16 protein-coding genes are annotated in these 18,819 nt (G+C 67.6%); 5 read left to right on the forward strand and 11 right to left on the reverse strand.

The window, feature by feature from the left end:
* Positions 1-43 precede the first annotated feature (43 nt).
* Both LRX77_RS02215 and LRX77_RS02220 read right to left on the reverse strand, forming a co-directional pair.
* Positions 44-310, reverse strand: a complete 267-nt coding sequence (locus tag LRX77_RS02215) for a zf-HC2 domain-containing protein (protein ID WP_231831216.1) — start codon at positions 308-310, stop codon at positions 44-46.
* Positions 307-984 (reverse strand): sigma-70 family RNA polymerase sigma factor, encoded by a 678-nt coding sequence (locus tag LRX77_RS02220; RefSeq protein WP_231831500.1) that lies wholly within the window; start codon positions 982-984, stop codon positions 307-309. Before LRX77_RS02220 ends, LRX77_RS02215 begins: the two co-directional genes overlap by 4 nt.
* A 156-nt stretch (positions 985-1,140) precedes the next feature.
* On the opposite strand from LRX77_RS02220, the gene aroA reads away from it, so the two are divergent.
* From aroA to LRX77_RS02240, 4 genes are all read left to right on the forward strand, one after another.
* Complete coding sequence (aroA, locus tag LRX77_RS02225; RefSeq protein WP_231831217.1) at positions 1,141-2,589, forward strand: 3-phosphoshikimate 1-carboxyvinyltransferase; 1,449 nt, start codon at positions 1,141-1,143, stop codon at positions 2,587-2,589.
* A 1-nt stretch (position 2,590) separates the two neighbouring features.
* Positions 2,591-3,739: a ribosome small subunit-dependent GTPase A gene (gene rsgA / locus LRX77_RS02230; RefSeq protein ID WP_231831218.1), complete on the forward strand. Its 1,149-nt coding sequence runs from the start codon at positions 2,591-2,593 to the stop codon at positions 3,737-3,739.
* 83 nt (positions 3,740-3,822) lie between these two features.
* Positions 3,823-4,611: an inositol monophosphatase family protein gene (locus tag LRX77_RS02235; RefSeq protein WP_231831219.1), complete on the forward strand. Its 789-nt coding sequence runs from the start codon at positions 3,823-3,825 to the stop codon at positions 4,609-4,611.
* Between the two features lie 104 nt (positions 4,612-4,715).
* A complete protein-coding gene (locus LRX77_RS02240; RefSeq protein WP_231831220.1) occupies positions 4,716-5,879 on the forward strand; it encodes a DUF4192 family protein in 1,164 nt (387 codons plus the stop codon).
* A gap of 136 nt (positions 5,880-6,015) precedes the next feature.
* Here LRX77_RS02240 and LRX77_RS02245 read toward each other — a convergent pair whose 3' ends face one another.
* From LRX77_RS02245 to LRX77_RS02275, 7 genes are all read right to left on the reverse strand, one after another.
* Positions 6,016-6,945, reverse strand: coding sequence for an NAD(P)H-hydrate dehydratase (locus LRX77_RS02245; RefSeq protein ID WP_231831221.1), 930 nt, complete (start codon positions 6,943-6,945; stop codon positions 6,016-6,018).
* Complete coding sequence (locus LRX77_RS02250; protein WP_231831222.1) at positions 6,942-8,276, reverse strand: M18 family aminopeptidase; 1,335 nt, start codon at positions 8,274-8,276, stop codon at positions 6,942-6,944. The genes LRX77_RS02245 and LRX77_RS02250 overlap by 4 nt, the downstream gene beginning before the upstream one ends.
* Position 8,277: 1 nt before the next feature.
* Positions 8,278-10,605, reverse strand: coding sequence for an NAD-dependent DNA ligase LigA (gene ligA / locus LRX77_RS02255; protein ID WP_231831223.1), 2,328 nt, complete (start codon positions 10,603-10,605; stop codon positions 8,278-8,280).
* Positions 10,602-11,744, reverse strand: a complete 1,143-nt coding sequence (gene mnmA / locus LRX77_RS02260; protein WP_231831224.1) for a tRNA 2-thiouridine(34) synthase MnmA — start codon at positions 11,742-11,744, stop codon at positions 10,602-10,604. The genes ligA and mnmA overlap by 4 nt, the downstream gene beginning before the upstream one ends.
* Positions 11,745-11,900: 156 nt before the next feature.
* The gene (locus tag LRX77_RS02265; protein WP_231831225.1) at positions 11,901-13,100 is read right to left on the reverse strand and encodes a cysteine desulfurase family protein; all 1,200 of its coding nucleotides are present in this window, start codon (positions 13,098-13,100) and stop codon (positions 11,901-11,903) included.
* Positions 13,101-13,102: 2 nt separating this feature from the next.
* Complete coding sequence (locus LRX77_RS02270; protein ID WP_231831226.1) at positions 13,103-14,056, reverse strand: tetratricopeptide repeat protein; 954 nt, start codon at positions 14,054-14,056, stop codon at positions 13,103-13,105.
* Between the two features lies 1 nt (position 14,057).
* Positions 14,058-16,001 (reverse strand): hypothetical protein, encoded by a 1,944-nt coding sequence (locus tag LRX77_RS02275; protein ID WP_231831227.1) that lies wholly within the window; start codon positions 15,999-16,001, stop codon positions 14,058-14,060.
* A gap of 233 nt (positions 16,002-16,234) precedes the next feature.
* On the opposite strand from LRX77_RS02275, the gene LRX77_RS02280 reads away from it, so the two are divergent.
* Positions 16,235-17,428, forward strand: a complete 1,194-nt coding sequence (locus tag LRX77_RS02280) for an AI-2E family transporter (protein ID WP_231831228.1) — start codon at positions 16,235-16,237, stop codon at positions 17,426-17,428.
* A 10-nt stretch (positions 17,429-17,438) separates the two neighbouring features.
* Here the strand turns inward: LRX77_RS02280 and LRX77_RS02285 are convergent, their stop codons facing one another.
* Both LRX77_RS02285 and LRX77_RS10575 read right to left on the reverse strand, forming a co-directional pair.
* Positions 17,439-18,170: an alpha/beta hydrolase gene (locus LRX77_RS02285; RefSeq protein ID WP_231831229.1), complete on the reverse strand. Its 732-nt coding sequence runs from the start codon at positions 18,168-18,170 to the stop codon at positions 17,439-17,441.
* A 51-nt stretch (positions 18,171-18,221) separates the two neighbouring features.
* Entirely contained in the window at positions 18,222-18,818 is a 597-nt protein-coding gene (locus LRX77_RS10575) for a lytic transglycosylase domain-containing protein (protein WP_442961578.1), read from the reverse strand.
* Position 18,819 lies beyond the last annotated feature (1 nt).

Genomic DNA, 18,819 nt, shown 5'->3' on the forward strand with positions numbered 1-18,819 from the left:
CCTGCCGGGCTTCTTCGTGTTTGCCCAAGCGTACGCTGCTGGGTCAGTGCTCGGCGTGCAGGGAACGCAGACGTGCGACCACCCTGAGCTTCAACCCCTCTGGCGCCTCTTCTCGGCAGCCCCGCACGATCACCTCGGTGAGCACCCTGCTCAGCTGGTGCTCACTGGTGCATTCAGGGCACGTGCGCATGTGTTCGTCGAAGACCTTTGTCTCGTCGGCCGTCAGCTCGGCGTGCACGTATTCTTCGAGCTGCGCACGCACGCGCTCGCATCCGGTGATCGCCTCGTCATTCTGGCTCTTGCGATTCATTTGTCGTTCACCGCCTTCTTCTTGGCCGTCGTGCTCTTGGACCGCCCAGACCGCTTGTTGGCCGCCGACTTGTCGCTGAGCCCGATCTGCTCGGCGTAATCAGAGAGCTCCGTGCGCAGCAGCTTGCGTCCGCGATGCAACCGCGACATCACAGTGCCGATCGGGGTCTTCATCACGTCTGCGATCTCTTGGTATGAGAACCCTTCGACGTCGGCCAGCAGCACGGCCAGCCGAAAGTCTTCAGGCAGATTCTGCAGCGCCTCTTTCACCTGCGACTCGGGCATGCGATCGAGAGCCTCGATCTCTGCCGATCGCGAAGACGTCGCGGTCGCCGACTCGGCACCGCCCATCTGCCACTCTTCGAGAGCGTCGATGCTCTCAGTGCCCTTGGTGCGCTGCTTCTTGCGATAGGTGTTGATGTAGCTGTTGGTCAGAATGCGGTAGAGCCACGCTTTGAGATTGGTGCCCTGCCGAAACGATCCGAACGCCTGAAACGCTTTGGCGTAGGTCTCCTGCACGAGGTCTTGGGCGTCTGACGGGTTGCGCGTCATGCGCATCGCCACGCCGTAGAGCTGGTCGATGAACGGCATGGCCTGCTGCTCGAACAGCTCGCGGCGCTCATCGGCTGACAGCAGTGTGACGTCGAGCGGAGCCTGCGTCGACTCCGCCTGCATCTGCTCGTGCGCCGGAGTCTCGGAGCCCTCGTGATCAGTATTCGGGGATGTCATCTCGACCGAGTCTACCGGCCTGCGTGCGAGACATGTCGCTGTCAACGGATGTATCCTTTCGCCTCGCCTGCGCAGTCACTGCTGCCGATACACTTAACAACGATGCAGATACGTGGCTATTCCAGAGACGGCGAGCGCGCCGCGACCGATGTCCCTCCCGCACGACCATGGGTGGCTCCCACGCCGACTGGTCCGGTGACCGGGACGGTGCGCATTCCGGGGTCGAAGTCGCTGACGAATCGCGAGCTGGTGCTGGCCGTCCTGGCCGACGCGCCCTCGGTGCTGCGAGCACCGCTGCACTCACGCGACAGCGCCCTGATGATCGAGGCCCTGCGACAGCTGGGCGCCCGTATCGAACCGCTGGCGGATGCACCGCGCGACCCCGCCTCCCCCGCTGCGTCCGTCTTTCTCACGGGCTCGCCGACCACGGCATCCGCCGCGACTTCAGCGGATCACTGCGGTGACCTGCGCGTCACCCCGATCGCCGACGTGCACGGCAGCGTCTCGATCGACTGCGGCCTGGCCGGCACAGTCATGCGCTTCGTGCCGCCGATCGCGGCGATGGCGATGGGACCGGTCGGCTTCGACGGCGATTCGCACGCTCGACAGCGACCCATGCGGGCGATCATCGAGGCGCTGCGACAGCTCGGCGTCGACGTGGCCGATGACGGCCGCGGCGGCATGCCTTTCACGGTGCACGGCACCGGATCGGTGACCGGCGCCCACATTCGCATCGACGCCTCAGCCTCGAGCCAGTTCGTCTCGGCGCTGCTGCTTGCGGCTCCCCGATATCAGGGCGTCACCGTGATCGAGCACGTCGGTGGCCACGTGCCCAGCCTGCCGCACATCGAGATGACGATCGCCACCCTCGCCGAGCACGGCGTCACGGTCGAGCAGCTGGGTCCCACCTGTTGGCGGGTGGCCGAGCAGCCGATCGCCGGAGCCGACGTGCGGCTCGAGCCAGATCTGTCGAATGCGGCTCCGTTTCTGGCGGCCGCGCTGGTGACCGGCGGCCGGGTCTCGGTCGGCGGCTGGCCGTCCGACACGACGCAGGTCGGGGCGCTGCTGCCCGAGCTCTTCGCCGCGTTCGGCGGGCACACCGAGCTCGCAGAGGGCGTGCTGACGCTCAGCGGCGGCGGCGAGCTGCACGGCGCCGATCTCGATCTCTCAGCGGCCGGTGAGCTGGCTCCGACCATCGCGGCAGTCGCGGCGCTGGCCAGCAGCCCGACCCGTCTGCGCGGCATCGCTCATCTGCGCGGGCACGAGACCGATCGGCTCGCCGCGCTCGAGGCCGACATCAACGGGCTGGGCGGCCGGGTCAGTCAGACCGACGACGGGCTGATCATCGAACCCGCCGAGCTGCACGGCGGGTCGTGGCAGGCCTACGCCGATCATCGCATGGCCACGGCGGGCGCCGTGATCGGCCTGCTGGTGGCCGACGTCGAGATCGACGACATCAACTCGACCGGCAAGACGCTGCCCGACTTCGCGGGCATGTGGTCGGCACTGGTCGAGCCGCCGAAGATCGACCTGCTGAGTCTGGGCGTCTGAGATGGCCTGGTCAGATCAGAGCGACGTCGACGAGCGCGGGCTGTGGGACGACTACGACGAGTCCGACGTGCGGGTGCGGCCGAGTCCCAAGGCCAACCGGCCGCGCAGCAAGCGCCGGCCCGCCCACCACGACGCCCAGCAGGCCTTCGTGATCGCGGTCGATCGCGGGCGCTACCAGCTCGAGGTGGCATCCACCGGGCAGGCCGTCACCGCGGCCCGAGCACGCGAGCTGCGCCGCAAGCAGATCGTGGTCGGCGATCGCGTGGCTGTGGTCGGCGACCTCAGCGGAGACGACGGCACGCTGGGCCGCATCGTGCGGGTCGAGCCGCGCACGACCGTGCTGCGGCGCAGCGCCGACGACATCGACTCGGTCGAACGCGTGGTCGTGGCCAACGCCGACCGACTGATCATCGTGGTGGCGGCCGCGCAGCCAGATCCGAGCCTCGGGTTCATCGACCGCTGCATCGTCGCCGCGCTCGACGCCGGAATCATTCCCATCGTGGCCGTGACGAAGACCGACCTGGCGAGCGCCGCACCAGTGCACGAGCACCTCGCGGGTCTGGACATCGAGGTGCTGGAGAGTCGCGCCGACCGCTTCGCGAGCGATGCCGTGCTCGACGTCGCGCTCGGCCACATCGCGGTGCTGATCGGGCACTCGGGCGTGGGCAAGTCGACGCTGCTGAACGCGGTGGTGCCCGCGGCCGATCGCGCGACCGGGCACGTCAACGCTGTCACTGGACGCGGTCGGCACACGTCGTCATCCGCGTTGGCCTGCCGCGTCGAGGCGATCTCGGCGGATGCTGCGGTCGCCGACTCCGGTGACGCTGCCGGATCAAGCGGCTCGGGTCGCGAGGGCGGCTCGGCAGGGGCGAACGCATCCCACGATGACAATCACGTCGCGGTCGATGCGCAGCACGGCTGGCTCATCGACACACCGGGAGTGCGGTCGTTCGGTCTCGGCCATGTGCAGGCCGATCGAGTGTTTCAGGCGTTTCCCGACCTCGAGTCGCTGGTGCCGATCGTCACGCAGACGCCCATCGGGCAGCTCGACGCCGACGAGCTCGCAGCCGGGCTGCCGGCCGAACTGCATCAGCGCGTGCACTCTCTGGTGCGGGTGCTGCGCAATCTGCACGACCGCCCGAAGTACTGATCATGCGCCGCTCGCCGGACTCTCACAGTGCCGACGGCGTGCCGGGGGCGCCGCGACCCGTCGGGCACAGGTACCCTTGAGTCATGTCGTTCACGCTCGCGCAGGATCTCTCGTTCGCTCTCACCCTGGCAGATGCCGCCGATCAGGTGACCACCTCTCGTTTTCGTGTCAGCGACCTCGACGTGCAGACCAAGGACGACGACTCAGAGGTCACCGATGCCGATCTGGCGACCGAGCAACGGCTGCGCGAGCTGGTCGCCTCAGGCCGCCCCGATGATACCGTCTACGGCGAGGAGTACGGCGGCCGGCGCCAGCCCGGCCGGCAGTGGATCATCGACCCGATCGACGGCACCGGCAACTATTTTCGCGGTGTGCCGGTCTGGGCGACGCTGATCGCCCTGGTCGTCGACGGCGAGCCGGTGGTGGGCGTGGTGAGCGCTCCCCTGCTCGCTCGACGATGGTGGGCGGCGCAAGGCTGCGGAGCGTTCGGCGTCTTCGCGGGCGGTGAGCCCCAGCGACTGCACGTGTCGGTGGTCGATCGGCTGAGCGACGGCTTCGTGAGCATCGGCAGCCTGGATCAGTGGGATCTCGTCGACCAGCGCGCTGAGGCGATCGCGTTGCTCGATGCGGCGCACCGGCAGCGCATGTTCGGCGATTTTCTGCCGTACATGCTGGTCGCCGACGGATCGACGGATGTCACCGCTGAGCCCGATCTGAAGCCGTATGACATGGCCGCGCTGGTTCCGATCGTCACCGAGGCCGGGGGCCGGTTCAGCTCGACTGCCGGCAAACCGGGCATTTGGGAGGGCACGGCGCTGGCCACCAACGGTCGCGTGCACGATGAAGCACTGCAGGTGCTCAACCCGCGCTGAGCAATGCCGATCTGCTCTCTGCACAGATGATCGCCTCAGCGATCTGCGTGCACAGCAGTCATCATCAGGTCGCCGGCACTCGCCTGCGCGGCGATGCTGGGGGCATGAAAGTCACACTCAAACCGCAGGGTTCCGCACAGTTTCTCGCCACGCTTCCGGCGCTCACCGGCTTCATCGCCCACGAGAGCCTCGTCGCCGTGTTCTTCTCTGGCAAACGCAGCATCGGCTCGTTTCGCCTCGATCTGCCCGCTGACGACGACCTGGTCACGACTCGGGAGTTCGCCAACTTGGTCGTCGACACGCTCTGTCGGGTGCCCGGCTGCACCGGAGCCGTTCCGGTCATCTACTGTGACCGAGCCGTCGGCGGCAATACGAGACTGCCCTATTCACTGCTCTGGTCTCTGCTCGAAGACTGTCTCGCCGACTCCGAGATCGAAGTGCTCGACGCATGCTGCGTCGCGAGCGACGGCTGGGGCAGCTATCTCGATGCCGATCTGCCCGTCGGCGGCAGAGATCTCGAAGAGATCGACCAGAACCCGATGCGCCTCGACGCGATGATGGCCGTCGATCGCGAGATCGTCGATCTCGATGCGATGTCTGAGCTGCCGTCCAGCGATGAGCGGCTCTCTGCCGAGACGTCGAAGGCACTCGCCGACCGTCTCGATGCGCTGCCCACCAGCCTTCGGCTGCATGAGGTCTTGCAGGCCCTCGATCTCGACCTCGACGATCTGGTTCGACGCATCTCACTCGGCATCCCGCCGCCGGGGCCCGATCACGTCGGCTCAGTCGACCGACTGCTCGACTTCTGCACCGTTGCCCACCTCGACATCGTGCGCGAGATCTTTCTGGTCGGACTGGCCTTCGGTCCCGAAGCTCTGAGCCTGGCAGCCCAAGAGTCGCAGCATACGCGTGTTCGGCACACACAGCTGGCCTCGGTGGCCTATCGGGTAGAGAACACGCTGACCGAGCTGGTGCTTCGCGGCATTCCTGCGGCGCCGCCAGACCGTGAGCGAATGCGGTCTGCGGTGCAGGTGCTGCAGCGCTGCTGCGCAGCGGCTGATCCCACGGTGCGTGCAGATCTCACTGCGATGATCGCATGGCTGTGGTGGGCGATCGGCATCAGCAGCGTCGCCGAGCGGCTGCTCGCGCAGGTGCTCGAGCATGACCCTGATCATGGGCTGGCCGGCGTCTTCGCCGATCTCTGCCTCGGCTACGCCGCACCAGCGTGGTTCGTCGAGCCGAATCCTGATGCGGAGTCCATCGCCTGACGCCGTCGTGCAGCCTCGCCCCGGACGAGCCTCTGCCCCACTTCGTCTGACCTGCTCGTGCTGACGTGCTCGTGCTGACGTGCTCTGATCACGGTTCGCTCAACATCACACCACCAGCTCCGCCCGGGGAGGCCGATCAGTGCGAGGCCACCGGGTTCGGGGCGATCGACCGCACTGCTTCGGGCAGTGCCTCGGCAAGCTCCAGTGCGGTGAACGGCCCTCGTGCCAGCTGACCGCTTCGTCCGTGCAGCCAGGCTCCTGAGGCCGCGACTGCGATGAGGTCCTGCGACGACGGCGCATCGGCGTGGGCCGCGAGCAGTGCACCGATCACGCCGGTCAGCACGTCGCCGGTGCCGGCGGTCGCATGCCATGGCGTTCCCGCCGTCACGCAGACCGCGTGCGCGCCGTCAGAGACCACCGTCTGGGCGCCCTTCAGCAGAACGACCGAGTCTGTTCGCTCGGCCAGGATGGCAGCGGCTTCGGCATGGCGCGCCACAGAGTCTTCGTCGTGCCGAGCCGGGTCATCGAGCGTATCGACCGCGGCGTCAATGCCGAGCCGTCTCGCCAGACGGCGAAACTCCCCCAGGTGCGGGGTGAGAATCCACTGGTGCCCATGTTCGAGGGCCGCTTCGTCGATGGCTGCGAGCGCTCCCGCATCGACCACGGTCGGCACACCGCTGGTCAGCAGATCGTGCACCCGCTGAAAGAGCTCCGGGTCACCTGCTTGAGCGCTCACCTCGGGCAGACCGCTGCCGACCGCGAATGCATCGGTACGCCCCTCGGTGGTCACCGCCTCGGGAGCGAAGTCGAGCACCCGGTCGCGCACGCTTTCGTCACCCAGCCAGCGCAGCATCCCCAAGCCGGTGTGCAGTGCGCCGACGGAGCTCAGCACGGCAGCACCCGGGAACTGCGGCGACCCGGTGACCAGCCCGAGCACGCCACGAGAGTACTTGTGATCATTCGCCTGCGGCCAGCGATAGGTCACGGCCGCATCGACTGCTGTCCACAGGCGCGGTCTGGCAGATGCGAGTGCAGAGCAGTCGGTCTGCACAGAGTTGTCGCTCATGCGGCGCGCTCCTCGGCCGCCAGCAAGTAGGTCGCGATCAGCTGCGACAGCGCCCGAAGGTCGCCGAGATGCACCTGCTCGCGAACGGAGTGCATCGAGAGCAGCCCCACGCCGACGTCGACCGTGCGCAGGCCCAGACGTGTCGCCGTGATCGGCCCGATCGTGCTGCCGCATGGCACATCGTTGTTCGAGACGAAGGACTGCACCGGGACTCCGGCGGCCTCGGCCAGGCCGTGCCACAGCGCCTCGCCGGCACCGTCGGTGGCGTACCGCTGCTGGGCGTTGACTTTCAGCAGTGGGCCGTTGCCCGGCGTCGGCAGGTGCTCGGGGTCGTGCTTGCCCGCATGGTTCGGGTGCACCAGATGCCCGGCATCGCTCGACAGCACCCAGGACTCGGCCCAAGACTGCAGTCGCTGCCCCGTGGTCGCGCCGCGGCCTTCCGCGATGCGCAGCAGCACCTCTTCGAGAAACGGCCCTGCGGCACCTGAGCGCGTGGCCGACCCGACCTCTTCGTGGTCGAAGGCGGCGAACACGCTGACGTGCTCGCCGGTCGCGACCAGTCGCTCGCCCCGGCTGCCTCCGGCCACAGCCGCGAGCGCCGCCAGCGCCGCGTAGACCGACGTGAGATTATCGAGTCGACCTGCGGCGAGAAACTCTTCGTGCATGCCGAGCAGCGCGGCAGGCTGCGTGTCGGTCAGGAACAGATCGGCACCTGTGATGTCTGCGGGTTCCAAGCCCGCACGAGCCGCGACGTACCCGATCAGACTGCCTCCGCCGGCATCGACGCCTTCGACGGCCCCGATCACCGGTGCCGTCTCCTGCTGGCGCCCGATCGTGTGCTGGCTGTTCGCACCCCGGTCGAGGTGAATCGCCAGATTCGGAATGCGTGCGATCGCCCCGGTGCGCACCAGATGGGCACGGCCCGCTCGGTCGAACACGCGCCCGGCGACCGCCAGATCCCGGTCGAACCAGGTGCTGAGCAGCGGCCCGCCGTAGATCTCGACACCGACCTGCTGCCACCCGTGGGTCACGAAGTCTGGCGTCGGCTTCAGCCGAAATCCCGGAGAGTCGGTATGCGCTCCGATGACCCGCAGCGGCGTCGTCGCAGCGGCGCCTTCGGGTGCCACCCACGCGATCACCGCGCCGTCGCGCACCACCACGTAGCGGCCCGCGGCGCTCGGCCACTCGTCGCGCTCGTCGAGGCGGGTAAAGCCTGCGGCCGTCAGCCGGGCAGCGACCGCCTCAGCCGCGTGGTACGAGGTCGGGCTGTGCGCCAGAAAGGTGCGAAACCCGTCGGCGAATGCGGTGCGTGCGGAATCCTGATCGCTCATGTCAGCCCTTCTCGTTCTCGACAGCGCCCTGCGACGTCGCCTCGCCGGTGCCCTGCCCATCGCCGCCCGCCGCGATCTCCTCGACCACCGTGGTCGGATCATGCAGAAAGTCGACGAATCGCTCGGCCGGGATCATCGGGATTCCCAGCTTCTCGGCTTTGGCGAGCTTGCTGCCTGCGCCGCCGCCGAACACCACTGCGAAAGTCTTCTTCGACACGCTCGAAGCCGCACGCGCGCCGAGCCCGATCACGGCCTCTTCGGCCTCTTCTCGCGTGTACCCGGGCACGGTGCCGGTCACGACCACGCTGTGCCCGCCCAGCGGCGCCTCGGCACCGCCGTCGGCATCCGCATGCGGCCCCGGATGCCCCGCTGTCGCCCACTGCACGCCGGCCGCCCGCCACCGCTCGACGATGTCGCAGTGCCAGTCGATCGTGAACCAGTCGCGAATGGCCTCGGCGATGATCGGGCCGACGCCGTCGACGGCGGCCAGCTCGTCGGTCTCGGCGGCGCGGATCGCATCGAGCGACCCGAAGTGCCCCGCGACCGCACGAGCGGCCACCGGCCCGACGTGACGAATGTTCAGCGCCACAAGCAGGCGCCACAGCGGCCGGGTCTTGGCCTCATCGATGTTCGCGAGCATCTTGTGCGCGAGTTCGCTGGGCACCGAGTGCTCGTCGCCGCTGAACGCCGCCTCGTCGGGCCCCGCCCATTCGCCGTCGCTCTTGCGGCGCTGACGCCGAAACGGTGCGCGGATGTCAGGCTCGCCTTCGTCGGTCTGCTTGGGCAGCCCGGTCTCTGGGTCGGTCACTTCGACACGCACCGAAAAGATGTCGGCCAGCGTCAGGTCGAACAGTCGCGCCTCGGTGGTCAGCGGCGGCGTGGTGGGCGCCAGCGGATGCGTCAGAGCGATCGAGGCAACCGCTCCGAGGCCTTCGATGTCGAGTGCGGCTCGTGAGGCGAGATACTCGAGTCGACCTGCCACCTGCGCCGGGCACGACTGCGTGTTCGGGCAGCGCACGTCGATCTCGCCGGGCTTCGACGGGGCCAACACGGCGCCGCACTCCGGGCAGTGCTCAGGCATCGCGAACGCCCGCTCGTCACCGGTGCGCAGTTCGACGACCGGGCCGAGAATCTCGGGAATCACATCGCCGGCCTTGCGCAGCACCACGGTGTCACCGATCAGCACGCCCTTGGCCTTGACGATATCCTGATTGTGCAGCGTGGCCTGACGCACTGTCGAGCCGGCGACGTGCACGGCCTCGACCACGGCGTACGGGGTCACACGCCCGGTGCGGCCCACCCCCACCCGAATGTCGAGCAGCTTCGTGTTCACCTGCTCAGGCGGGTATTTGTAGGCGATCGCCCATCGCGGCGCCCGACTGGTGGCACCCAGTTCGTCGTGCAGTGCGAGCTCGTCGACTTTGACCACGACGCCGTCGATCTCGTGCTCGATCTCGGCACGGTGCTGCCCGTTGAACGCGATGAACTCGTGCACCTGGTCGATCGAGGTGAGCAGGCGGTTGTGCGTCGAGACCGGCAGCCCCCACGTGCGAAACAGGTCGTAGATCTCAGACTGGCTCGCCACGGGCGGGTCGGGCCATGCCCCGAGTCCGTGCACGAGCACGGTCAGCGGTCTGGCCGCCGTGACCCGCGGGTCTTTCTGCCGCAACGACCCGCTCGCCGCATTGCGCGGGTTCGCGAAGGTCTTCTTGCCGGCATCGGCCAGGCTGGCGTTGAGCGCATGAAAGTCGGCGACCCGAAAGAAGACCTCGCCGCGCACCTCGACGAGCGGCGGATGTCCGGTGCCGGCGAGCTCGAAGGGCACTGCCTCGATCGTGCGAACGTTCTCGGTGACGTCTTCACCGACCACGCCGTCGCCGCGCGTGGCCGCGCTGACCAGTCGCCCGTTCTCGTAGCGCAGGTTGATGGCGAGACCGTCGATCTTCAGCTCAGTCAGGTAGTGAAAGCTGCGGCCGGCCAGCCGCCGCTCGGTGCGCATGATCCAGTCATCGAGCTCGCCGATGCTGAACACGTCATCGAGGCTCAGCATGCGCTCCGCGTGGGTGACCGCTGCGAAGCTCGACCCGTCGGGACGCCCGCCCACGGTCAGGGTCGGCGAGTCCTGGCTCTGCAGATCGGGAAACTGGTGCTCGACCGCGGCGAGCTCGATCTGCAGTCGGTCGTACTCTTCGTCGCTGACCAACGAGGTGTTGCGCTCGTAGTAGGCGTCGCGCAGCTCGATGATGCGATCGGTGAGCTCGCGCACCCGTCGTGCTGCGTCTTCGTGCGTCAGCTGGGCGATCTGCGCGTCGTCGAGAGGCGTGCTCATGAGGCGATGGCCTGATCGGCGACCTGGGCGGCGTCAGATGAGACCGCATCGGCGGCGACGGAGCGGTCGATGGTGAACTGGCCCAGCACCCGCTCGCCCAGATACAGCACCGCCGACTGGCCGGGAGCCACGCCCATGAGCGGGTCGCGCAGGGTGACGAGCGTCTCGCCGTCGACGATGCGCACCCGTGCCGGCACCGGATCGCCGTGCGCTCGCACCTGCACCATGATGTCGAGACCGGAGTGCACCTCGACCGGGGGCTCTCCGGCCCACGACTGACGGCATCCGGCGATCTCGCGCACGGCGAGGGCCTCATGCGGGCCGACGACGACCTCATGTGTGATCGGGCGCACCTCGAGCACATAGCGCGGGCGCCCGTCTGACGCGGGCCGGCCGATGTGCAGGCCGCGGCGCTGCCCCACGGTGAAGGTGTGCGCGCCCTCGTGGTGCCCCAGCACCTCACCGGAGCGATCGACGATGTCGCCCGGGGCCTTACCGACCTTGTCTTCGAGCCAGCCGGCGGTGTCTCCGTCAGAGATGAAGCAGATGTCGTAGCTGTCGGGCTTGCTCGCCGTCTCGAGCCCGCGGCGAGCCGCCTCGGCGCGCACCAGGTCTTTGGACGGTGTGTCGCCGAGCGGGAACAGCGCGTGCTCGAGCTGGGCGCCGGTCAGCACACCGAGCACGTACGACTGGTCTTTGGCCCAGGCCGCCGCTCGGTGCAGCTCTCGGCTGCCGTCGGGCGCGGTCACGATCTTGGCGTAGTGCCCTGTGCACACCGCGTCGAAGCCGAGTGCGATCGCCTTTTCGAGCAGCGCCGCGAACTTGATGCGCTCGTTGCAGCGCAGGCAGGGGTTGGGCGTGCGCCCTGCCGAGTACTCGCTGATGAAGTCGTCGACGACGTCTTCTTTGAAGCGTTCGGAGAAATCCCACACATAGAACGGAATGCCCAGGCGTGCGCATACCCGCTGCGCGTCGGTGGCGTCTTCGACGGTGCAGCAGCCCCGCGAGCCGGTGCGCAGTGTGCCCGGCATGCGCGAGAGGGCCAAGTGCACGCCGACCACATCGTGGCCGGCTTCGACCATGCGCGCGGCTGCGACCGAGGAATCCACCCCACCGCTCATCGCCGCTAGTACCCGCATGTTCGCTCCTTCGTCATCTCGGATTCGCCTGCTCGCACGGGTCTCGCGCGATCGGCACCGTCCTGTGCCGTCAGCAGGTCTCTGACGTCGTTCCAGTGTAGTCGCGAGCTCCGACAGCGCATCCACCGAGGTGGCCTCTGGCAGATGGTCCCGCCGTCAGTAGATCTTGGGCGGCGTCGCACTCATGCCGGCCTGCCGCGCTCGACGATAGACGTCGGGCAGTGCCGCGAGCACCGCGTCCACATCGCCTTCGCCGCTGCCCTCGCCCAGAGTGAAGCGCAGGGCGGAGCGGGAGTCCTGCTCGTCGAAGCCCATCGCCTCGAGCACGTGACTGGGCTGCGGAATGCCTGCGGTGCACGCCGAACCCGTCGAGGCCCGCACCCCGGCGGCGTCGAGCAGGAACAGCAGCGAGTCGCCTTCGCAGCCGGGAAAGACCGCATGCACGTTGCCGGGCAGCCGCTGGTCTCCGAGGGCGCCGGTCACGACGGCCTCGGGCACTGTGCGGCGGATGCCGCAGATCAGTCGATCGCGCAGCTCGCCCAGCCGGCTGGCGCGAGCAGAGAGCTGGCCAGCGGCATGCTCGGCGGCGACGCCGAAGGCCGCGATCGACGGGGTGTCGAGCGTTCCGCTGCGCAGGCGGCGCTCCTGCCCCCCGCCGTGCAGCAGCGGCACCGGAGTGACGTCTCGTCTCAGCACAAGTGCGCCGGTGCCCAGCGGCCCGCCGATCTTGTGCGCCGAGACACTCATCGCGGCGATGCCGAGGTCGTGAAAGCCGAGCGGCGTCTGACCGTAGGCGGCGACCGCGTCGACGTGCACCGGGATGTCATGCTCGCGTGCGATCTGAGCGATCTCGGCCAGCGGCTGCAGCGTGCCGACCTCGTTGTTGGCGGCGATGACGCTGATCAGAGCGATACGTGTGCCCTCGGCGTCGACCAGCTGTCGCAGCGCGGCCAGGTCGATGCGGGCGTCGTGATCGACTGGAACGCGTCTGACCTGCGCGCCCTGGGTCTGCTCGAGCCAGCGGGCAGAGGCCTCGGTCGCATGGTGTTCGGCCTCGGCGATCACCACGAGCGGGCGGCGGCCGTCGGCCTCGCGCCACCAGTAGATGCCTTTCACCGCCTGGTTGATCGACTCTGTGCCGCCGGCGGTGAAGACCACCTCGGCCGGGTCTGCGCCGAGCGACGCCGCGACCCGAGCACGCCCCTCTTCGACCAGGGCGCGTGACTGCTGGCCAGCGGTGTGCACGGCCGATGCGTTGCCCACCGTCTGCGCCGCATGCACATAGGCGTCGAGGGAGGCAGGAAGCATCGGCGCAGTGGCCGCGTTGTCGAGGTATGACGTCTGCGAGTCGATCACGTTCAGAACAGCAGGCTGGCGAGCCTGGTGCGTGCGGCGTTGACCCGGGCATCGGTGTTGCCGGTCAGCTCGAACAGGCCGATCAGCCGCTGCTGCAGCGGCGTGCGGTCGTCAGGGTTTGCCCAGAGAGCAGGCTGCAGCAGCACGTCGAAGGCTTTCTCCGGGTCGCCGGCGAGCCAGGTGCGGTCGGCCTGTTCGAGGGCCGTGCTGAGCTGCGCGTCGTTGGCGCTCTGGGCTTCGGGAGTGCCCTGGTCGACCTGTTCGAGACGTGCCCGCAGGTGAGACAGCAGCAGACCGTGGCGCGCGAACTCGTCTTTCGGCGACTCGTCGAGAATACGTTGGAAGGCATGCGATGCGTCGGCGAAGCGCCCGTCGTCGAGGGCCTGCTGAGCGGCGATCTGCTGCGGCGTCAGCTTCGGCTCCTCGGTTTCTGCGGCTTCATCGTCACTCGGCAACTCGACGACCTCGGTCACTCCCTGCTGGGCGGCCACCTGCAGCACCTGCGAGATGACGGGCTCGATCTGGGTGCGATCGGCGAGGCCTTCGAAGAGCGGCACCGGCTGGCCGGCGATCAGGGCAAGGGTGGTCGGCAGCGTGCGAACGCGCAGAGCCTGAGCGATCTGCGGATGCTGCTGTGCGTTGACGATGCCGAGCAGCAGGCGCCCCTGCTGGGCGATGACCAACTCGGTGAGCGTATCGACCAGGGGCTGGTCCTGCGGTGTTCCTGAGACGAGCGCGAGCAGCAGCGGCGTGCGCGTGGAACGTTGCACGCTCTCGCCGAAGCTCTGCTCGTCAAGCGTGGTCACCAGAACCGCACGTGCGGCGCCTCCGGTGGCAGTCTGCGCGGCACCGGTCGCACCGTTCGGGTTCGACACCGCCCCCAGATCGATTGCTCCGTGTGCGTCGGGAACTCCCGGCACACCGGTTGAAGCGTTCGGCACTTCATGTGCGCTCATGTCACAGCTCCTTGATTGATTCCTGCTGCCACGTGTAGCCGACCAGCGTCGCCTTCTGCGTGGCGTCTTTCGGCACTCGGAAGACCAGCATGGTGCTGTACACCCGCTGCAGGCCCTTGCTGGTCTCGTTCGAGCCGATCACGGCGCTGTCTGCTGCCGTGAGGTCTTTGATCACGCCGTTCTCTTTCGCGGGCTTGACCTCCCACGTCTCGTTGACGCTGACGAACACCAGGCCGTCGCCGTCTGCGGTGGTCAGGGCCACTGGAGCTGAGGCTCCCGGCGGATAGGTCACGTTCAGCTGACCGTCATCACCGAGATTCTCTCGCTGCTGACTGACCTTCTCACGACGACGCTGCAGGTACTGGTCGTTGGCGATGTCGAACTGAGCCGCGAACTGACTGGAGTCACCGTTCGCCAGCAGGTCGGCATAGTGCTCCCCGACCACTCCCGGAGCGATCGCGAGGTCTCTGCTGTCATTCGGAATCACCTGCGAGCCGACGAGTTCGCTGGGGAGGTCTGGAATCGGCGGGATCGGGTTGTTGATCACCGTCTTGAGCTTGTAGTTGTCGCGGGCCGACTCCTGCTGCAGCAGCAGCAGGCGCTTCGGCTGCCCCTCGGCCTGATCGTCCTGAACGCCGACCAGCACCGTACGGGGAAAGTCTTTGCCAGACTGCGGCAGGAACACGTTCATGGGCGACGACACGATCGAATCAATGGCCGGCTCATCGGGGAACTTCGACTTGATCGCATAGTAGCCCTGCCGTGCGGCGAGAGCCTCGCCGGTGAATCTGCTGGTCAGCATGTTCGGATCGAGGGCGGCGTCTGCCTGACTCGCGGTGGTCGCGATCTGGTCGAGAATGGTCTGAAAATGCGCTTTCAGCACGGGAGTCGCCGACTGATCACTGTCAGCGGGCGCGTCGGAGGCTGCGGAGCTCGGCGCCGACGGATCGGCCTGCGAGCAGCCGGTCAGGGCCAGCATTCCGGCGATGGCGAAGACGAACAGCCCACGCAGCGGCTTCTTCGCGAGGCCGGCACGACTCTTGGCGCCTGTGCCCGGAGTCTTGTCAGGGTTCGCCTTCTCCGACTCGGCGTCATCTGCGCTGCCGGTTGCCGGCTCTGCGGCGGGCGTCTGCGGCCTCTCGCCGGTGGGCCTGGCACTCGATGCCGAAGCGGTCGGGGGCTGCTGTGCCGTAGGACCAGACGATGCCGGCTTCGTGTTCGAAGAATCGTCGTTCGACGGCTTGCCGGGTACCACAGGAGCCTTCCCTGCTTCGGTCTCATAGTCGTCGCCGGGCACGACACCGCCCTTCAGCGACTTCGTTTCTTCAGTGACGAGACGTTTGCCGCGGTGTGTGCGACGACGCGGGCCGCGGCGGTTCGCGATGCGATCGATCAGCAGCAGCACGAAACCGCCCAGCAGCAGCACGTATCCGATGATCTGCAGCGGTCGCACCCACGGTGTCGGGTTCACGTTCGGCCAGCTGATGCTGATCTGGGTGGGCGCCGGCTGCTCGCCGTCAGAGGCGATCAGCAGCGACGAGGTCTGCACGGAGTCGACCTCGAGATGAAGCTGACCGTCAGCGCTCTGCTCAGTGGTCCAGAGATCTGAACCCGCTGGGTCAGGCACCGTCTGCTCTGACCCGGCAGTGCTCACGCCGAGGTCTCGGCCTGCGGAGGTGATGCGGTTGACCGATGCGTTCTCAACCCACGCGTCCACGTCAGAGGACGGGCCTGCCGCTGCGAAGACGCGCTGCGAGCCCGTGACGACCACGGTGGCCTTGCCGTCGTGCTGAGCGAGAGCGGAGCCGTCGATGACGGCCAGTGGCGCAGCGGCATCGCCCTGGGCAGCGGTATCGACTGATTCGACGATCTCAGCCGGCGGGCGCCAGATGGTCTGCTGGCCGAAGCCGACGATCAGTGCCAGGGCCGCGATGGCGAAAAGCACGACGGCGGTATAAAAGCGCAAAGTTCAGACCCTTCCAGTTCTTCCCATAAGACCCTAGATCATAGCGTTCCTCTTTGAAAATCATCTGTGCCTGCGCTGAGAGCGAAGTCCGGCCACCAGGCTCAGCACGGTCATGCGAGGTCGAGAAGCACAGGTACCCTTGGCAGAGGGCTGTGCCCCCCTTCGGCACAGACGTGCGTCGGCACGAGAACACGAGGAACGAGGAACGGCTGATGAGCGCTTCGACACCGGAGGATGCCGCACAGGCCGGCGAGGCGATGAACGCCGAGCCGGAGACCCCGGCCGCGCCCGACGCGAATCCCGCCAGCGCACGTCCCCCTCGCATCCGCACCATGCGCCTCAGCACCGACAACGTCTTCGGCATCGCATTTCTCGGCACCCTCGGTGTGCTGCTCGCTCTGGTGGTCGGCGGCATGGTCGCGACCAGCGCCATGGTCATCACCTATATCGGCGCCGCCCTGTTTCTCGCGCTGGGACTCGATCCGGTCGTGCGGCTGCTGTGTCGCACCGGGATGCCGCGTGGCATCGCCGTGCTGGTCGTCTTCCTGTTCTTCGTGCTCGCCGTGGTCGGAGTCGTGCTGCTGCTGATCCCCGCGATCAACACGCAGGTCGACGAGGCGATTCAGAACACGCCCGTGCTCGTGCACGTGCTCACCCAGCAGGACTGGTTCCAGAGCATCAACCAACAGGTCGACGGTGCGGCCGCGGGCTGGCTCGACGCGGCCCAGCGCTTCGCCGCCGACCCGCAGAACATGCTGCAGGTCGCCGGCGGTCTCGTGACGGTGGGTACCGGCCTGGCCAACTTCGTCGCAGCGACCGTGATCATCGTCGTGCTCACGCTCTACTTCATGGTGTCGTTGCAGGGGCTCAAGCGCGGACTCATATCGCTGCTGCCGGCTTCTCGCCGCAGCCGCTTCACCCGCCTCAGCGACCGCATCTTCGACAACGTCGGCAAGTATGTGATGTCGCAGACGATCATCGCGCTCATCAATGCGGTCTGCGCCTACATCGCGATGTCGATTCTGCAGGTGCGCTTTCGCGAGGTGCTCGCCGTGGTGATCTTCCTCTTCGCCCTGCTGCCACTGGTCGGGTCGCTGACCGCCGCGACGCTGACGACACTCATGACCGTGGTGACTCAGGTGCTGGCCAACCCGGAGAACGTGAACCTGTGGCCTGCCCTGTTCATCATGATCTACTACCTGATCTACATGCAGTTCGAGGCATATGTGCTGACGCCGCACATCGTCAATCGGGCCGTGCCGATTCCCGGTGTGGTCGTGGTGATCGCCGCGCTGCTCGGCGGCACGCTGCTCGGCGTCTTCGGTGCGCTGCTGTCGATTCCGGTGGCGGCCTCGGTCATTCTGCTGGTGCAGGAACTGTGGGTCCCGCGGCAGAACAAGCGCTGAGCACCATCGCTCACTGGCTCAGGGCCGGCCATTCGGTCGGCAGCGGGAGGGCGCTCGGCCGCATCGCGCGCACGATCACGGTCAGCACCTCACGCGTCTGCTTCTCGCCGATCCAGAGATGGCGGCCGTCGGGGATCACGACGAGTTCGGCTTCGGGCACGATGCTGAACCGCTGTCGAGCCTCGGGCGGGCGCAGAAAGTCGTCGTTCTCGGGGATCACCGCGATCAGTCGTCGGCCGGCACCATGCCAGCGGGCGAGTTCGGCAGCGGTCGTGCGATGCAGCGGTGGCGACAGCAGAATGGTGCCGTCGGCAGGATAGTCCAAACCGTATTTGAGCAGCAGCTCGGTGCCGAACGACCATCCCAGCTGCCAGACGTGCGGCAGCCCTCGATGCTCGGCAAAGCGCATAGCCGCTGCGACGTCGAAGCGCTCGGTGATTCCCTCGCCGAATGCGCCCTCGCTGGTGCCGCGGGGGCTTGACGTGCCGCGGGTGTTGAACCGCAGCACGGCGATGTCAGCCATTGCGGGCAGCCTCCAGGCGGCCTTGCGCAGAATGTGCGAATCCATGAAGCCGCCCTGCGTGGGCAGCGGGTGAAAGGTCACCAGCGTCGCTGCGGGCTCTCGATGGGCTGGCAGCGAGAGCTCGCCGACCAGGGTGAGGCCGTCGTCGGTCTGCAGCGTGATCTCTTGCGCACGCCGCGGAAGCTCGGTGTTGGCACGGATCTTCTGCATGTCGCTCATGAGCGCACCTCGTTCTGATCGATCAGCCGACCGACAAACGGTGAATCGGGTTCAGTACCAGCCGAATGACTGCGAATGGCCCCAAGCGCCGCACGGAGTGCTGTAGCGACCGGCGATGTAGCCGAGGCCCCACGTGATCTGGGTGGCCGGGTTCGTCTGCCAGTCAGCCCCGGCAGAAGCCATCTTGCTCCCCGGTAGCGACTGCGGGATGCCATAGGCCCCTGAGCTGCTGTTCGTGGCGTTCACCCGCCACCCCGACTCCTTCTGCCAGAGGCTGACGAGGCAGACGAACTGGTCGGCTCCCCAGCCGCGCGCCTGCACCTGCGCCCAGGCCTCTGCCTGAGCACCAGTCGGGTTCGGCGTGGCGACAGCCGTCGACGCAGCAGTGTTCGACGCAGCAGCGGTGTCGTCCGACGTCGCTGCCGGAACCGGCACCGGGGTCTCAGCCTTCACCAGGTCGGACTGCATCGCGATGACCGCGACCGCAGCCTGCACGCTCTGTGTGTCGATGACCGTGTTGGACTCCTGCGATGCGGTCTCAGTGATCGATGACACCTCGTCGGCGTATGCGGTGTTGACACCGCCGGCGGCCACGAACATCAGTGCCCCGGCCGCCCCGACGGATGCCGTGCGGATGAATGCGCTCACG

This window comes from Pseudoclavibacter sp. 13-3 (genome assembly GCF_021168475.1).
Classification (GTDB): domain Bacteria; phylum Actinomycetota; class Actinomycetes; order Actinomycetales; family Microbacteriaceae; genus Pseudoclavibacter_A.